At 70.0% G+C, this 13,155-nt stretch carries 10 protein-coding genes and 1 pseudogene; 6 read left to right on the forward strand and 5 right to left on the reverse strand.

What is annotated here, in order from left to right:
• Window positions 1–33: 33 nt before the first annotated feature.
• Together ACGFT2_RS14580 and ACGFT2_RS14585 are read left to right on the forward strand one after the other, a co-directional pair.
• Window positions 34–1,629 carry a Mu transposase C-terminal domain-containing protein gene (locus ACGFT2_RS14580; protein ID WP_393277725.1) on the forward strand — a complete coding sequence of 532 codons (1,596 nt, stop codon included), beginning with the start codon at window positions 34–36 and terminating at the stop codon, window positions 1,627–1,629.
• A gap of 316 nt (window positions 1,630–1,945) precedes the next feature.
• A complete protein-coding gene (locus ACGFT2_RS14585) occupies window positions 1,946–2,251 on the forward strand; it encodes a hypothetical protein (protein ID WP_393277727.1) in 306 nt (101 codons plus the stop codon).
• 130 nt (window positions 2,252–2,381) lie between these two features.
• Here ACGFT2_RS14585 and ACGFT2_RS14590 read toward each other — a convergent pair whose 3' ends face one another.
• Window positions 2,382–2,939 carry a putative phosphothreonine lyase domain-containg protein gene (locus ACGFT2_RS14590; RefSeq protein ID WP_181801076.1) on the reverse strand — a complete coding sequence of 186 codons (558 nt, stop codon included), beginning with the start codon at window positions 2,937–2,939 and terminating at the stop codon, window positions 2,382–2,384.
• 320 nt (window positions 2,940–3,259) lie between these two features.
• Between ACGFT2_RS14590 and ACGFT2_RS14595 the strand changes: the two genes are divergently transcribed.
• Genes ACGFT2_RS14595 through ACGFT2_RS14605 form a run of 3 tightly spaced genes read left to right on the forward strand, consistent with a single transcriptional unit; the run spans window position 3,260 to window position 10,223 of the window.
• A complete protein-coding gene (locus ACGFT2_RS14595; protein WP_393277729.1) occupies window positions 3,260–4,171 on the forward strand; it encodes a hypothetical protein in 912 nt (303 codons plus the stop codon).
• On the forward strand, window positions 4,168–7,458 hold the full coding sequence (locus ACGFT2_RS14600) for a hypothetical protein (protein WP_393277731.1): 3,291 nt from the start codon (window positions 4,168–4,170) through the stop codon (window positions 7,456–7,458). Before ACGFT2_RS14595 ends, ACGFT2_RS14600 begins: the two co-directional genes overlap by 4 nt.
• Before the next feature lie 20 nt (window positions 7,459–7,478).
• The gene (locus ACGFT2_RS14605) at window positions 7,479–10,223 is read left to right on the forward strand and encodes an RNaseH domain-containing protein (protein WP_393277733.1); all 2,745 of its coding nucleotides are present in this window, start codon (window positions 7,479–7,481) and stop codon (window positions 10,221–10,223) included.
• Window positions 10,224–10,341: 118 nt separating this feature from the next.
• Here ACGFT2_RS14605 and ACGFT2_RS14610 read toward each other — a convergent pair whose 3' ends face one another.
• The 4 genes and pseudogenes from ACGFT2_RS14610 to ACGFT2_RS14625 form a co-directional block, all read right to left on the reverse strand.
• The gene (locus ACGFT2_RS14610; protein ID WP_181801080.1) at window positions 10,342–11,733 is read right to left on the reverse strand and encodes a hypothetical protein; all 1,392 of its coding nucleotides are present in this window, start codon (window positions 11,731–11,733) and stop codon (window positions 10,342–10,344) included.
• A gap of 485 nt (window positions 11,734–12,218) precedes the next feature.
• Window positions 12,219–12,511 (reverse strand): annotated as a pseudogene (locus ACGFT2_RS14615) (UTRA domain-containing protein).
• A complete protein-coding gene (locus ACGFT2_RS14620; RefSeq protein WP_181801092.1) occupies window positions 12,475–12,669 on the reverse strand; it encodes a UTRA domain-containing protein in 195 nt (64 codons plus the stop codon). Before ACGFT2_RS14620 ends, ACGFT2_RS14615 begins: the two are co-directional and overlap by 37 nt.
• A 38-nt stretch (window positions 12,670–12,707) precedes the next feature.
• The gene (locus ACGFT2_RS14625; RefSeq protein WP_181801083.1) at window positions 12,708–12,983 is read right to left on the reverse strand and encodes a GntR family transcriptional regulator; all 276 of its coding nucleotides are present in this window, start codon (window positions 12,981–12,983) and stop codon (window positions 12,708–12,710) included.
• 25 nt (window positions 12,984–13,008) lie between these two features.
• Here ACGFT2_RS14625 and ACGFT2_RS14630 point away from each other — a divergent pair, with 25 nt between their 5' ends.
• Window positions 13,009–13,155, forward strand: a complete 147-nt coding sequence (locus tag ACGFT2_RS14630) for a hypothetical protein (RefSeq protein WP_181801084.1) — start codon at window positions 13,009–13,011, stop codon at window positions 13,153–13,155.

Consider the following 13,155-nt stretch of genomic DNA (forward strand, 5'->3'; position numbering starts at 1 on the left):
CCACGATTCGTATCCATGTAAGGAGCAGACCGCATGAGTGACTCTTCTGCCGGCACGCAGGGTGCCGGCAAAGCGGTGTTCACCGCCCGCACGGGGCGGCTGGCTGCGCTGCCACGGTTGCTGTCGCTGGACCAGAGCGGCGAGCTGACTAGCGCGCACGTGAAGCTGGTCGCCACGGCCGTGGGCCGCTCGGAGCGGGCGGTGTGGCGGTGGGTCGCCGAGGCGCGCGCCACCGGCCACGTCGATGCAGCGTCCCGGACACGGTTCCGCGTCACCCCTGAACTGCGGCGGCTGCTGGTGGTGTGGGGAGGCAACGCCTCCGCCGTGCACCGTGAGCTTAAGCAGCGGGCCCTGGACGATCCCCGGCTGCCTGCGACCCCGTCGCTGTCGACGCTCCACCGGGCGCTGCGCCGGGACCTGACGCCCGGGGAGCGGGCCGGGCTCGCCAAGGGGGAGGCCGCCCGGCGGGCCTTCGACGTGTTCGGGCAGCGCCCTCCCGCGCACCGCAACGCCGCCTGGGAGGGCGACCACAAGTGTGTGCCCGTGCGCGTGCTGCTCGAGGACCAGCTCGTGCAGCCCTGGGTGACCTGGTTCATCGACTGCCACACCAAAGTCATCACGGGGGTGGCCGTGACCCCCCACGCCCCCAGCGCGGATGCGGTGCTGGCGGCCCTGCGGATGGCCCTGGACCGTTCCGATCCCTTCGGGCCGGCCGGCGGCCTGCCGGGCCTGATCAGGGTGGACCGCGGCAAAGAGTTCCTGTGTGCCACCGTCGCCTCGGCCCTGGGCGCCTTCGCCGTGCCCGTCGTCGATCTCCCGGCCTACAGCCCGCACCTGAAGGGCACCATCGAGGCGCTCAACGGCGCGGTCGAGGACATGCTGTTCGTCTCCATGCCGCGCTACGTGCACCGGCAGACGCTCACCGGCGGGCGCACCGCGGATCCGGACGAGCCCGCGCTCTCCTTCGAGGCGTTTGTGGAGCTGCTGCTGAAGTGGGTGCACTGGTGGAACACCGAGCACCAGCCCAGGGCGCTGGGCGGCCGCACCCCGATGCAGGCGTGGTCGTGCGATCCCACTCCCCTGCACGACGTTGCCGCCGAGCAGCTGGCCCATTTCGGGCTCGAGGACGACGGGCGCACCCGCACCATCACCACGCAGGGCGTGCAGTGGCGCAACCGCCACTACATCGCCCCCTGGATGGTCGGCCAGGCCGGCGTCCGCGTCGTGGTGCGCCACCTGCCCCACCACGACATGATTATCGAGGTCTTCGGCCTGGACGGTGTGCACCTGGGCAGCGCCGTCCTGGCCGAGGCGGCCAGCGAGGAACAGGTCAACAAGGTCCGCAAAGCCCGCACCGCCAAGGCGCGGCGGCTTCGCGCGGACATGAAGGCCGCCGCACGGCTGCGCCGCGAGCGCTTCGAGGCCGTCACCACCGCCGCCCCGCCCGAGCGTCTGGGTGCGCTGACCGAGGCGGAGGCCGAGGCAGAACTTGCCGAATCGGATGTCACGGACCTGCGGCGGGCCGATCCCGGCTACATCCCGCACCAGCCCGTCCCGGACGGCTGGGCCCGCCCGGTCCCCCCGGCCGCGGACGAGCCGGGAAACGACACCTCTGAGGAGAACGCGTGAGCGGCGACATGGACTACGGCAGGCTGCCCGCAGAGGACGAGGACCACTTCCACCGCCTCGATGCGCACGCCCGTCCTTCCCTCCTGTTCCACCAATGGCGGGGCCGGCGACGGTGGCGGTGGCGGGGCAGTCACCCGCCCAGCAGCCGCGGGAGACTCGGGCGGCGTCGCTGAGGCCCGGGCGGCCGGCTCACCCTTGTTCCAGCGCGACGGCAACGGCGCAGCTGGTCCATACCGTCCCTGCCCTCGAGATTGCGTCCGAGGAGGCCGCCGCTCTGGCCGTTCTCGCGCACCCGCTCATCGCCGGAGCACTGAGCGTGCTGGCCTTAACCCGGGCCGGTCTGGGCAGCCTGCGCTTCACCCGCGACCTCGACATCACCGGCGACGTCTGTGCCATCAAGCTCCACGGGGTCGGCCATCGGCACTGCCCGCTGCACGCCGTTCCTGCCTGGGCACGCCCGCTGCTGGCTGGCGCTCGCGCCCACCACCGCCTGACGGCCCACCCGCCCGCAGACGGCGTGTTCGCCCCCGTCATGGTTGCCGAAGCACGCCATCTGCGCGCGCACGCCGGACGTCTGCCCCGGCTCGACCTGTCACTGCCCGCCAGCGCCCTTGTCCCGTGAGCTGTGCGCCCCGCCCGCCCTGCGCAGCAGGGACACGGCAGCTGATGCAGGTGGCGGATGCTTCGCCCGCGGGGTGGTCGGGCTCCGCAGCGGCGTCTGTTCTCTCCCGACGGAAGCACAGGCAGCCTGTTCAGGTGGACTTGGGCACGGGAGCCTTTCTGCGCGCCGCGGCAGCCCTGCGGGCCTGGGCTCGGGCAGCGTGCTGGTGCTCGAGTGCCTCACGGGTGCGTTTGGGGATGACCAGTTTCATCTTGGTGGCAGGCGCTACGAAGGTGCTGGCGCCGGTGCCGTAGCGGCCTTTGCGGGTGTCGCTGTCGGTCTTGTAGAGCAGGACGTCGACGATGCCGAGGGCCCGCAGGCTGGTCAGGACGCGTTGGACGTCGTCGATGTTGCGCCAGTCTCGGGTGTAGACGCAGATGGGGCGGCGCGTGTCGTCGCTTTTGGTGCGGGCGTTGATGAGCGTGGCCGCCTTGCTGCGGTAGCCGAGGAGGCCGTCCTCGGTTGCGGTGCGGATCGTGGCCCAGGAGCGGTCGAGGAGGCTGAGCGGGGTGAACCAGAGCCACTTGCCGCTCCAGGGGTGGTCGTCCTCGGTCAGGGGGGTGTCCGGGGCGGCGGCCCATAGCCAGTGCTCGGTCGTCTCGCGTGACGGGGTGTCCTGCTGGGCCGATGGGGCGGTCTTGACGATCACAATCGGCACTGTATGCGAGGTTTATTGGTTTTTTCGCTTATTTACCCGTTATGGGCCTCGTGGAACGGAACACCCTCCGATGGCGCCGTGACCTGGCGCTGACCGCGTGCTGCGCAGCCGCCGTCGCGGAAGCGGACCGCACTGGCGAGCCGGGCCAGCGAGCCGCCCGCCTCATCGACTGCCTGGGAGTCCTGCGCTCGGCACACGGCGCCGGTGCAGCCGCCGCCTTGGACATGCATGCGCTGCGGCGCGGCTTGCGCCACGGACTTGCGCCCCTCCTGCCTGCCAGCGGCGAGGAAGAAGGTGACCCGCTCGGCGAGATGAGGCTGCTGGACCAGGACGGCCTGCTGTGCGACGCCGTGGAGGACCTGGGCCGCGAACACCTCGTGCCTCAGCAGGCGTTGATGGAGTACTGGCCCTGGGCGCGCTTGCGTGCCGAGCAGGAGGAGCAGCAGCTGTACGCGGAGATCCGGCGGCTTCCGCCCGACGACTACGCGAAGGTGCGCGAGCTGCTGGCGAGTGATCCGGTGGCGCAGCAGGGCGTGCTGTGGGAGAAGTGGGACGGGCTGTGGGGGCGGTTCGGATTCTTCGAGCCGGTTGCGTCCTGGCCGTGGTGCAACGCGGCGGGCTGGTGCTTCCCGTGTCCTGCCTGTGCCTGGCCGATGCGCGCACAGCCCGCCGGGCAGGGGGTCTTCGCCGTCGCGTGCGACGCCCATCTGCTGGAGGGGGTGCAGTACACCTACCGCCCGGTGCGGGGCAGCAGCGGCCCTCCGGTCCTGGAGGGCGGCGGGGCCTCAGCCGGTCGAGTGGAGGGCTTTCCCGCTGCCGGCGACTACTTCGCGGTCTCCCGGACGATGTGGCGGTACATGACCCTGCCGGGGCGCATGGAATTCGCGATCCGGGACGCGCTGACGGGGATCGCCGGTCTCGACGTCCTCATGTACCCCGGCAGTGACCGCTACGACCTGCGCATCACAGCCGCCGAGCCGCTGGTGGCCAAAGAGTGGCGGGTGGATGCGAAGGCGTGGCGATCTTTCGGGGCCCTGGCCGATGCCCTGCTGGAGCGTCCCGTGCTGGCCGCGCCGGTGCCGCTGACGATCGTGGTCCCCCACCGGCAGCGGTCCGACCTTCCGCTGCTGCAGGCGCGCCTTGCGGGGCGGCGGGACCTTGAAGTGATGACCGACAAGGACTTCGTCGCCGAGGTTCTTCGCTGGTGCCGGGGTGAGTGGTGAGCGGCGATGTCCGTGAGGCGTTGCAGCGTTGCGCCATCGCGGCGTATCTCGCCCTGTCCGAGCAGTACTTCGCATTCGAGACCGTCGATGGCCGTCGCGGTGTGCCGCTGGACTTCGCGCAGATGTTCGCCGCCCGGCGCACCGATGCATGGGGGAGGTGGCTGTCGCTGCCGCGCGCCGAGTACGAGCTGGTGGGCCGGCTGTGGCAGGCACTGAAGCAGGAGGGGGACCTGGCGCAACCGGACACGTTCCGCGAGGCGGTCTTGGAGTACGCGGTAGCTCCCACTGCGCTGTTCCGGATTCCGGGAGAGTCGAACGCAGATGAGACCCACTGGTTGGTGGCCTGCCACGCGCAAGAGCCCCTCGTCCTGGCCGAGCATCTCGTCCAGGAGGCCGAGGAGTACCGGGCCATGCTCCACAGGGTGCTGCCGACGGCCGGTGAGGGCCTGTGGTCCTTCGGGCGGGAGCGTCTGTACACAGTGGAGATTCCTGCCAGCGAGAAGGACGCCTTCGTGGCCCCGGTCCGGTTGCACACCGAGCCGTTCCTTGAGGAGGTGAGGCTGCCGCGACAAGCGGTGATGGACCGCGTGGTGGGCCAGGCAATCGCCAAGCCGGAGAAGTTCGGGTGGAAACCGGGTCTGCTTCAGGGGTTCTTCGACCGGCTCACCGACGCCTACGGGCGCACGGCGGCAGAGTTGCGGCTGCCCGCGGGGCCGATGACGCTGCTGAATGCGCCCACCGGAGTGGGCAAGAGCGTGCTGATGCGGGATGCGGCGCACCTGCTGGCCGCCGGCGGACAGGGCCCGGTCCTCATCGTGGTGGGCCGCATCCGTGAAGGCCTGCAGACCGCCGAGCAGTTGGCCGCGGAGAACGGGCTGGTCGAGGAGACGGCCGCCGCTGTCCGGGAGGCTGCCGAGCGGTCCGGCAAGCCGCTGCGTGTGGTGGCGTGGGTGGCGTCCTCACGCCACGACGACCAGGCCGCGCTCGCATTCGCCCAGGGCCGTGAGGACCGCTTCGAGCAGTTCGCCGGTGGCTGCGAGATGACCGGCTGGCAGGTGGACGGCCCGCGGCTGGACCGCACCAGGCTCCCCTGTGCCCAGATGGAGTGGGTCGCCGGTCCCGCCGAGCCGGAGCAGGCCGGCAAGCATCTGTGCCCGCGTATGGGTGTCTGCCGGCGCTTCGAGCACATCCGGCAGGCCGCCGAGGCCGACATCATCGTCACCAACCACCACAACCTGATCCGTGGACGCTGCAAGGTGCCCGTCGAGGTGGACGGCGAGCGGATCGTCCATGACATGAGTGTGCTGGAGTTCGTGCTGCGGCGCTGCCGCGTCGTCATCATCGACGAGGTCGACGCCTTCCAGGCGACCTGGTGCACGCAGGGCGCGCAGGAGTTCACCCTCATCAGCCGCGGGCGGGGCCACGCGGGGCGGCTGGAAGAGGTCGACCGGCACCGGGGCGGCCTGTCGGCGCTGGAGAACCTGCTGGTGACCGGCCCGTTGATGGAGGCGCGCCGGCTCAGCGAAACCTTCCTGGACAACGTCCTTACCGGGCACCTCTACCTGGACTCCGAGCAAGAGCGGCAAAATCGCCCGGGCTCCGGCTGGTACATGGTGGGCAAGAAAGATGCCGAGCTGTGCCGCCTGCTGACCGGCGCCTCGGCGGATGCCAAGATCACCGAAGCGGTGCACCAGGCTTACCTGGCCCTCTTCCCCGGCGAGCGGTCCGGTGCCGAGCTGCCGGCGGGCTGGCAGCCGCTCGCCGATCAGATCCGCCAGGCCCTGGCCGGCAAGGTCAAAGGCACCCGCCGCAGCAGAAAGCTCGCGGTCTTCAAGCACTCCATCGCCCGCATCCTGGCCGACGCGCCGTTCCACGTGCCCGCCTCCCAACGCGCCGCTGTGGTCAACGACCTCCTCGTGCGGGCCTGGCTCGGGGCGCTCCACAACGAGCTCCACACCCTGAAGTGGTCGATCCTGCCGCTGCTCGGTCAGTTGAACGCTGCCACCGACCTGGTCTCCACCATGGGGCTGCTCCCCCGCGACGAGCCGATTCCCTACGGGCCGCTCGGACAGAACCTGTACGGGTTCAAGCTCGACAAGAACGCCAGCGGCACCGGCCGCCTCTCGCTGCAGTCCCTGGGCGGCGATCCGCACACCTCCACCGTCCGCCTCGGCGACACCGTCGCGCTGGCCACCGCCGGAGTACGGCGCAGCGTCCTGGGCCTGTCCGCCACCGCGTTCTTCCCCAAGGCCGCCCTGCAGCACGTGCATGCCCTGCCCGCCTATGTGATGACCGACGCCGCTCCCGGCGCGGTCACCGCCCACGCCGGGAGCGTGTCGTCCACCGATCTGGGCTGGCAGCCCATCTCGATCGGCGGCGTGGAGGAAAGACACAAACCCTCCGAGCTGCGCAAGCTCGCCGAGCGGCTGTGGCACACCCAGCTGTCGTCACACCTGGAGAAGGTCGCCCGCAACGACCCGCTGCGGGAGCTGGCGCTGCTGGCCGGGAACTCCTACTTCCACGCGGCGGTGATGGCCGCCGGGATCGCGGCCGCGTGCGGCCGCCCGGAATGGGTCGCGGTCCTCGTCAGCAGCAACCAGGCCGCTTCCGGGAAGGCTGTGAATCTGCCCGAGGGCGTGGTGCGGGTGACCATCGACGAACTCGAGGACCTGCCCGCCACGCACCCACGGGTGAAGGTGATCTGCGCGCCGCTGTCGGTGGTCTCCCGCGGCCTGAACATCCTCATCCCCCACACCGACCGCTCGGCGCTCGCTTCGGTGTGGGTGGGCGTGCGCCCCCTAACCCACCTGCACGAGCCGGCCGTCATGTACGCGAGCATCAACGCCTGCGGCATCGCCTCCGGCACCATCAGCGCCGATCCCGCCGGCATGCTCGCCTCCCAGCGCACCGCAGCCGTCCGCCAGCGGGAGTTGCTGCTGCGCACCGACCCGCGGTTCTCCCGCATGCCGAAGTTCCTCAAGACCGAGATCCTGGCGGGCATCCTCGTCGAGCTCATCCAGCTGGCCGGGCGCGCACGCCGCGGCGGCACCCCCGTCGAGCTCTACCTGGTCGACCACGCCTTCTTCAACCAGCAGTTGGGCTGCGACTTCCCCCGGCTGCTGCGCTCCTACTACGGCCAGCTGGATGCGGAGGAGCAGGACATCCTGCGCCGCGTCTACGGCTCCACCCTCACTGCCTGGCTCGACCTCGCCCACAGCGAGGACCTGCTGCCCAACGCCGTCACCCTCATCCCCGCCCCGCCCCCGGATGCCCAAGGACCCCCGTAATGCCGTCGAATGACATTCGCATGTCCATGCTGGCCGCGCCGTTGACCAGCTCGTTGATGGGCACCGTGTGGCTGTACCGGTTCCCCGAGAAGATCGAGCCCGAGTGGAAGAAGCTGCGTGCCATTTACCGCGGCAAGACCGGCTCGAAGGCCAACTTGCCCTATGCCGGGCTGCTGATGGTGCTGCGCGCCAGCGGCGCCACCAGCGCATCGTTGTATCCCACCAGCAAGAGCAAGCCGCCGCAGTTCCTTGCCCTGTCCAAGAAGCTGCCACCGGCCCATCTGAGGGCCGCGGTCGCGCTGTGGGAGCAGGCGCTGCTGCAGACCCCTCAGGACGAGATCTCCCTGGCCCACCCCAGTGACCTCGCCGACCTGTTCGCCTCGGAGGAGCCCGAGCAGGTGGCGGTGTGGGACCACGTCCGTGTCGGGCCGCACGCGGTGGACGCCGACGGCTGGGTGTGGGACGCGGCCAGCTGGAACCTCGCCTCCCTCCTGGCCCGGACCGACCTGACGGCGGATGGCCGCAGTATCCCGCTTCGCCCGGACACCGAGAACAACATGATGGTCTGGGACACCGAACACCTCTGGTCAAACACCTGGCTCGAGGCCCGCCCGGCCAAGGAGAAGACAGGCGAGACCGGGGCAGACGAGGCGGCCCAGGAGGCGGAGGAGTGGAAGGTCAGGCGCCACTACGCCGCGCTGCGGGTGGAAGTGGCGATGAAGTCGCTGCACTCCCTTCCCGTTCCGCTCGTGGTCATGACACCGCGCGTGTCGAGACTGAGCAATCAGATCAACGGCGCCCGCACCGCCTGGTGGGCGCCCCGCTCCCCCGCCGCCCCGCTGCTGCGGGTTAATCTGGGCGGCAGGGGCAAGTACACCCACCTCGAGCACACCAGCCGCCTGGCCCTGAACGCCTGGGTACGGCTGATGGACGACCCGGTCTTCCCACGCAGCGCTGACGACAACGAATTCCTTCCCCTCAGCGCCCTGGACCTGTCCGGCAAGCCGGGCAACTTCCGCGCGCTGATCCCTTTCTCGAAGTCGTTCCCCATCGGCAAGGGCGTCGGCCTGCACACCATCACCGCCCTCGCCGAGCACCTGTCCACCGTCACCGGGCAGGACCTCGTCCACGGCCGACAGGTCGCCAAAGTCCTCTCGGTGGGCGCCCGCAAGACCGAGTACGGCCGCGATGCCACCCTCCTCGACGACGCCAGCCTCAAAGACATCCTGGCCGCCGCCGGCTGCTCCAAGCTGCGCGTCCTGGCCCTGTACCAGCACCAGGACATGCGCACCCGCATGCAGCGCCTGCTGGCCTACCACTTCAACCAGCCCCACCTCGCCGACGGCATGCCCGACGACGAAATCGTTCAACTCGGCTGCTGCACCGAGGTGTTGCTGCACCGGGCCCCCGAGCTGCTGTCCCACGGCAGCCACCACGACCGGCGCGGCGCGCTGACCGACGCCCTGCCCGGGCTGGAAGCCGAAGACACCGGAGTGCTGGCCCTGGTCGAGACCGAGTACGACGCCAAGGAATGGGGCCGCAAGCGGCGCGCCGCCCGCCGCGGGGAGGACGGCACCGTCGACCCGTACACGCTCGATGCCAAACCGGAGGTCTCCCGCCACCTGGCACGGCACGGCGTCATCGCCCAGTTCCTCACCCCCGAAACCAGAAAGCGGCGCTCGAAGAAGAAGGAACGCGAGGCCCAGAGCCCGCTCGAGGCCCTCGGCATGGAGCTCGCCGCGGACTTCCCCGGCCACCACGCCATCGGTGACATGCTGCGCGCCGCCGGCCTGGTCCATCCCCGTCTGACCCGCGCCATCTCCACGGGACATGGGCTCAAGGACCGCGTCGCCCACCTGGGCCTGCACATGCGCGCCCAGCTCGGCGAGAAGCACACCAACCGCACCGAGGAACCCAAACTCATGTGGGTCCTCACCGCGTTCGTGCCGGTCGGCGAGCAGTGGAAGGCCCTCGCCTACCTTCCCGCCGGCCGAGGCGGCCACGGCGGCTGGTTCAACTACGCCCGCGCCCAGGGTCTGTCGCGCAGCCGGCCCATCCCGGAGGGCAGCCGCGGCGACGACACCCTGCCCCGCCGCATCGACCACGCCCTGTACGAACTGAGCCGGCACCTCGAGTGCGGCTACGTCCTCTACGTCTCCGGCGACTCCACCCGCCCCGTCTGGCCTTTGCTGTCGAACAAGAACGCCGACCTGCTCCCCGACGACAACGGCCTGGCCAACGGCAGGCCCGCCCTGCCCGGAGCCACCCTTGCGCCTGAACATCGGCCGCGCGCCGTCATCCGCACCACCTCCAGCGCCGACCCCAGCATCCCGCTGCCCGCGCTCTTCCACGAGATCGACGAGAACGGCACCACGAGCGACGGCGACAAGACCAGCAACGCACTGTTCCAACTCGACTGCACCGACACCACGTTCATCATGAGCCGCCGCCCCCACCAGATGGACGGCAAGACCCCCTCGGCCAAGTCCGGTCGCAGCCAGGGGCGTTGGTTGTGTGACGACCAGGAGCAGCAGGCCGAGACCTGGCACAACCTCACCGCCACCGAGATCGCCGTCATCCAGCGCCCCGCCGAGGACGGCGCCCTCCCCTACGCTCTGACCACGGCACGGCTGTGCAACCACGCCCTGGCCTGGGAACATCGCACCCGACACCCCCTGCCCATCCACGCCGCCATCCAGATGGACAAAAACCACCCCGAATACCGGCGCACCGTCGACTGGGACAGCGACGACGCCACCGGCTGACCCACCGGAAGCGATGCATGCGCGCGGCGCCATGGCTGTATGCCACCACGGCAGGACCGGTTCGGCCGGCCGCGCGGGCTGCAAACGGGCTGGAGGCCGGAGAAGACAGTGCGGGCTGCTATCGGCGAAAGCCTCGTCGCGGATTGCGGGCTGCGCCGTTGTTGAAGGGCTCAAACCAGGAGTCCGCACGGAGGTCTCCCGCTCCCAGGCGCTGGTTCGCGGGGTTGTCGGGCTCCTCGAAGCCGGCAAGGGAGGCGTCGAAGAGCATCAACACGTCGTGGTCTTGGAAGAGGAGTTCGGAGCAGCCATCCCAGCTGTAGTCGTCCTCGTGCCGGGGCAGGGTGTGGTGTTCATCGTCCGCGGGCCGCTCCTCCAGGTAGGTGGGGGCGTCTTCGATGGCCAGGTGGAGGGCCATTTCCTCGGCGGTGCAGGTAGGTTCGGGCCAGCGGCCCTGGTTCAGGTCGTCGGCGAGGTCGTCGAAGGCCCTGGCCATACGCCGACGCCAGCGGTGATCAGCGGACCGGGTCAGCGGGGGGAGACGGTCGAAGACGGCCCAGCCAGTGGAGTCAGCGTCCGGCAGGTACTGATCGCCCAGCCGCGCGGCGTCGTCGAAGGCCTGGTCCGCGAGGACGGACAGGGCCGTGCTCAGCAGGTCAGCAGTGCGGGGGGTCAGCTGCCATCCGCAGGCTTCGCAGTCTTCCGACTCGCCGGGGCAGTCACACTCGCGCAGCGGGAACAGCGCCGCGAAGTTCGGTGTCTGCGCCTTGGCCGCGGGGCGGCTGCGCTCGTGGCGCAGCCGCCATCCGTGGTGGAAGCGGATCGTGACCGGGGACGGGTTCCAGTCGGCGAGTTCGTCCCCGTCCTCGGGGCTGAGGACTTCGGCGACGCTCTGGTCCTCCAGGGTCTGTGCTCCGGGGAGTTCGAGATCGTCGGTGAGAGTCATGACGGCGCCTACGAGGTCGCGCGGGTCGTCGTCTCCCAGGTCGGTTGCCGGCAACGGCTCCCATCCGCGATCGGTCGCGGCACGGATCAGGGCGTCCTCGTCGGTGACGTGGAATTCATACAGACGGGCGATCCGCACGATCTTCCCCGGCAGGTCTTTGAGCCGCGGGTGGCTGGACGGCTCGAACGGGACGGGCGCGGCCTGCTGTGCATTGTCGGGTTCGAGGTCTTCCGGTTCGGCGACTTCGTAGAGTACTCCAGGGCCGGTCGGCCAGGTGCCGGTCGCGGCGTGGGTGACGGCCTGGCGCAGCGAGCCGGCTGGCGCGTCGGGCATGACGGCGGTCAATGCCTGCAGTTCGTCGTCGGCGCAGGTGGCCTCGCGTCTGGCCAGGACACGGCGCAGGATGTCGACGGCCTCGTGCGCGTGGTCGGGTTTCTTGCAGGTCAGGACGGCGGTCAGGGAACGAGGGCCGTGGTCGTGGTCGAGCAGGGCCATCACGCGGCTCTTGCTGGGGGTGTGCTCGCACAGGAAGTCGACGGCCTGGGCCGTACGGGGCAATGCGGTCATCGCGAAGTCTCCACATGGCAGTCCCGTGCACGGCCCGAACGGCGGGCGTGCTGTGCACGGAAATGGGATACCCGCTGGTTGACGCGGTACGAGCGCATCTCCGGGCGGTGGAAAGGAAGTTGATTGGGGTCGGCTGGTGCCATCGCTGCGAACGACGGCCCGGGCCTGACTGGACAACACCGTACCCGGCCGGTGGCGGCTCATCCGTCGATTTGGCAGACCCACGGCCCCGCTGTCGACGCTTGTTGGCGGCATCTGGGCAGTCGTCGGCGGCATGAGCGGCTGACCCGCACCCTCCTGGTCTGCGCAGATCCGCCCCGGGGGCCCGTGTTCCCTTCCCGATACGATCCGGGAGGTTCCGCTGGCGCCGCAGAATGCGAAATTCGGGGCCAACTGGTGCGCACGGGTGTGGAGATGCTCCTCCCCGGCATCTGCGCTGCACGCGCCGCTGCTTCCGGCGGACGGGCAGGGCTCGTGCAAGGAGGTCAGGTCTCTGATTCGGGGATGAGCTGGCTGCGCACGAGCAAGCGGATCCGGTCGGCGCGGAAGAGGTCCAGTGAGTACTCCACCGGGACGTGTTCTGCGTCGTAGGCGGTGCGCTCTACGGCGAGCAGGCTGCTGCCCGGCTCGACGCAGAGCAGGTCGGCGTGTTCCTGGTTGGCCAAGACGGGCCGGACGTACTCGGTCGCGGTGGTGGGGTGCGCCCGTAGTTTTCTCTCAGGACGGCGTACATGGACCCGGTCAGCGGCTTGTCGAGGAGGTCGGGGAAGAGCACCACCGGGAAGTAGGACCGCTCCAGGACGACGGGTCTCCGTTGGCGAGACGGACCCGGACGACTTCGTGCACGTCGTCGTTGGGGACGAGTCCGAGCATGGCGGTGACGGAGGGCTGTCCGGCCAGGGTGGTTGCGGAGACGACCTGGGCGCCCGCGGTCATGTTCGCGCGGACGATGTGAGCGCTGAGGCTTGTCAGGTCTACATCGACGGACTGTTCCGTGACGAAGGCCCCGCCTCCCCCGCCGGGCTGGGTCTGATCATTCCGCGCTGTTCCAGGACGTTCATCGGCTGGCGCAGCGTCATCCGGCTGACGCCCAGCGCGTCTGACAGGACGCGTCCGCCGGGCAGGCGTTCCCCGGGGCGTACCACCCACTGCTCGATGGCGTCGATGAGCCAGCGCTCAATCTGTATGTGAGCGGGGTTTTCCGGCGTCGCGACGATGCGTGGCGCGGTGCTGAGCAGCGAGCGTTGCAACGAGTCTCCCGGCGAGGCTGGGCGTGTGCCACTGAGGCGGCTCGGCGTGCCCCTGTTCCTGGCCATCTTCTGGCACGGGGGCAACAAGTGGGGAGCCATCTCTGGCATGGTCTCCGGCTTCGCCGTCGCCAGCGTCCTGACGATGGTCTACCCGACGACATCCGCGTCCTGA

It is taken from the genome of Streptomyces sp. NPDC048514 (assembly GCF_043199955.1).
Taxonomy (GTDB): domain Bacteria; phylum Actinomycetota; class Actinomycetes; order Streptomycetales; family Streptomycetaceae; genus Streptomyces.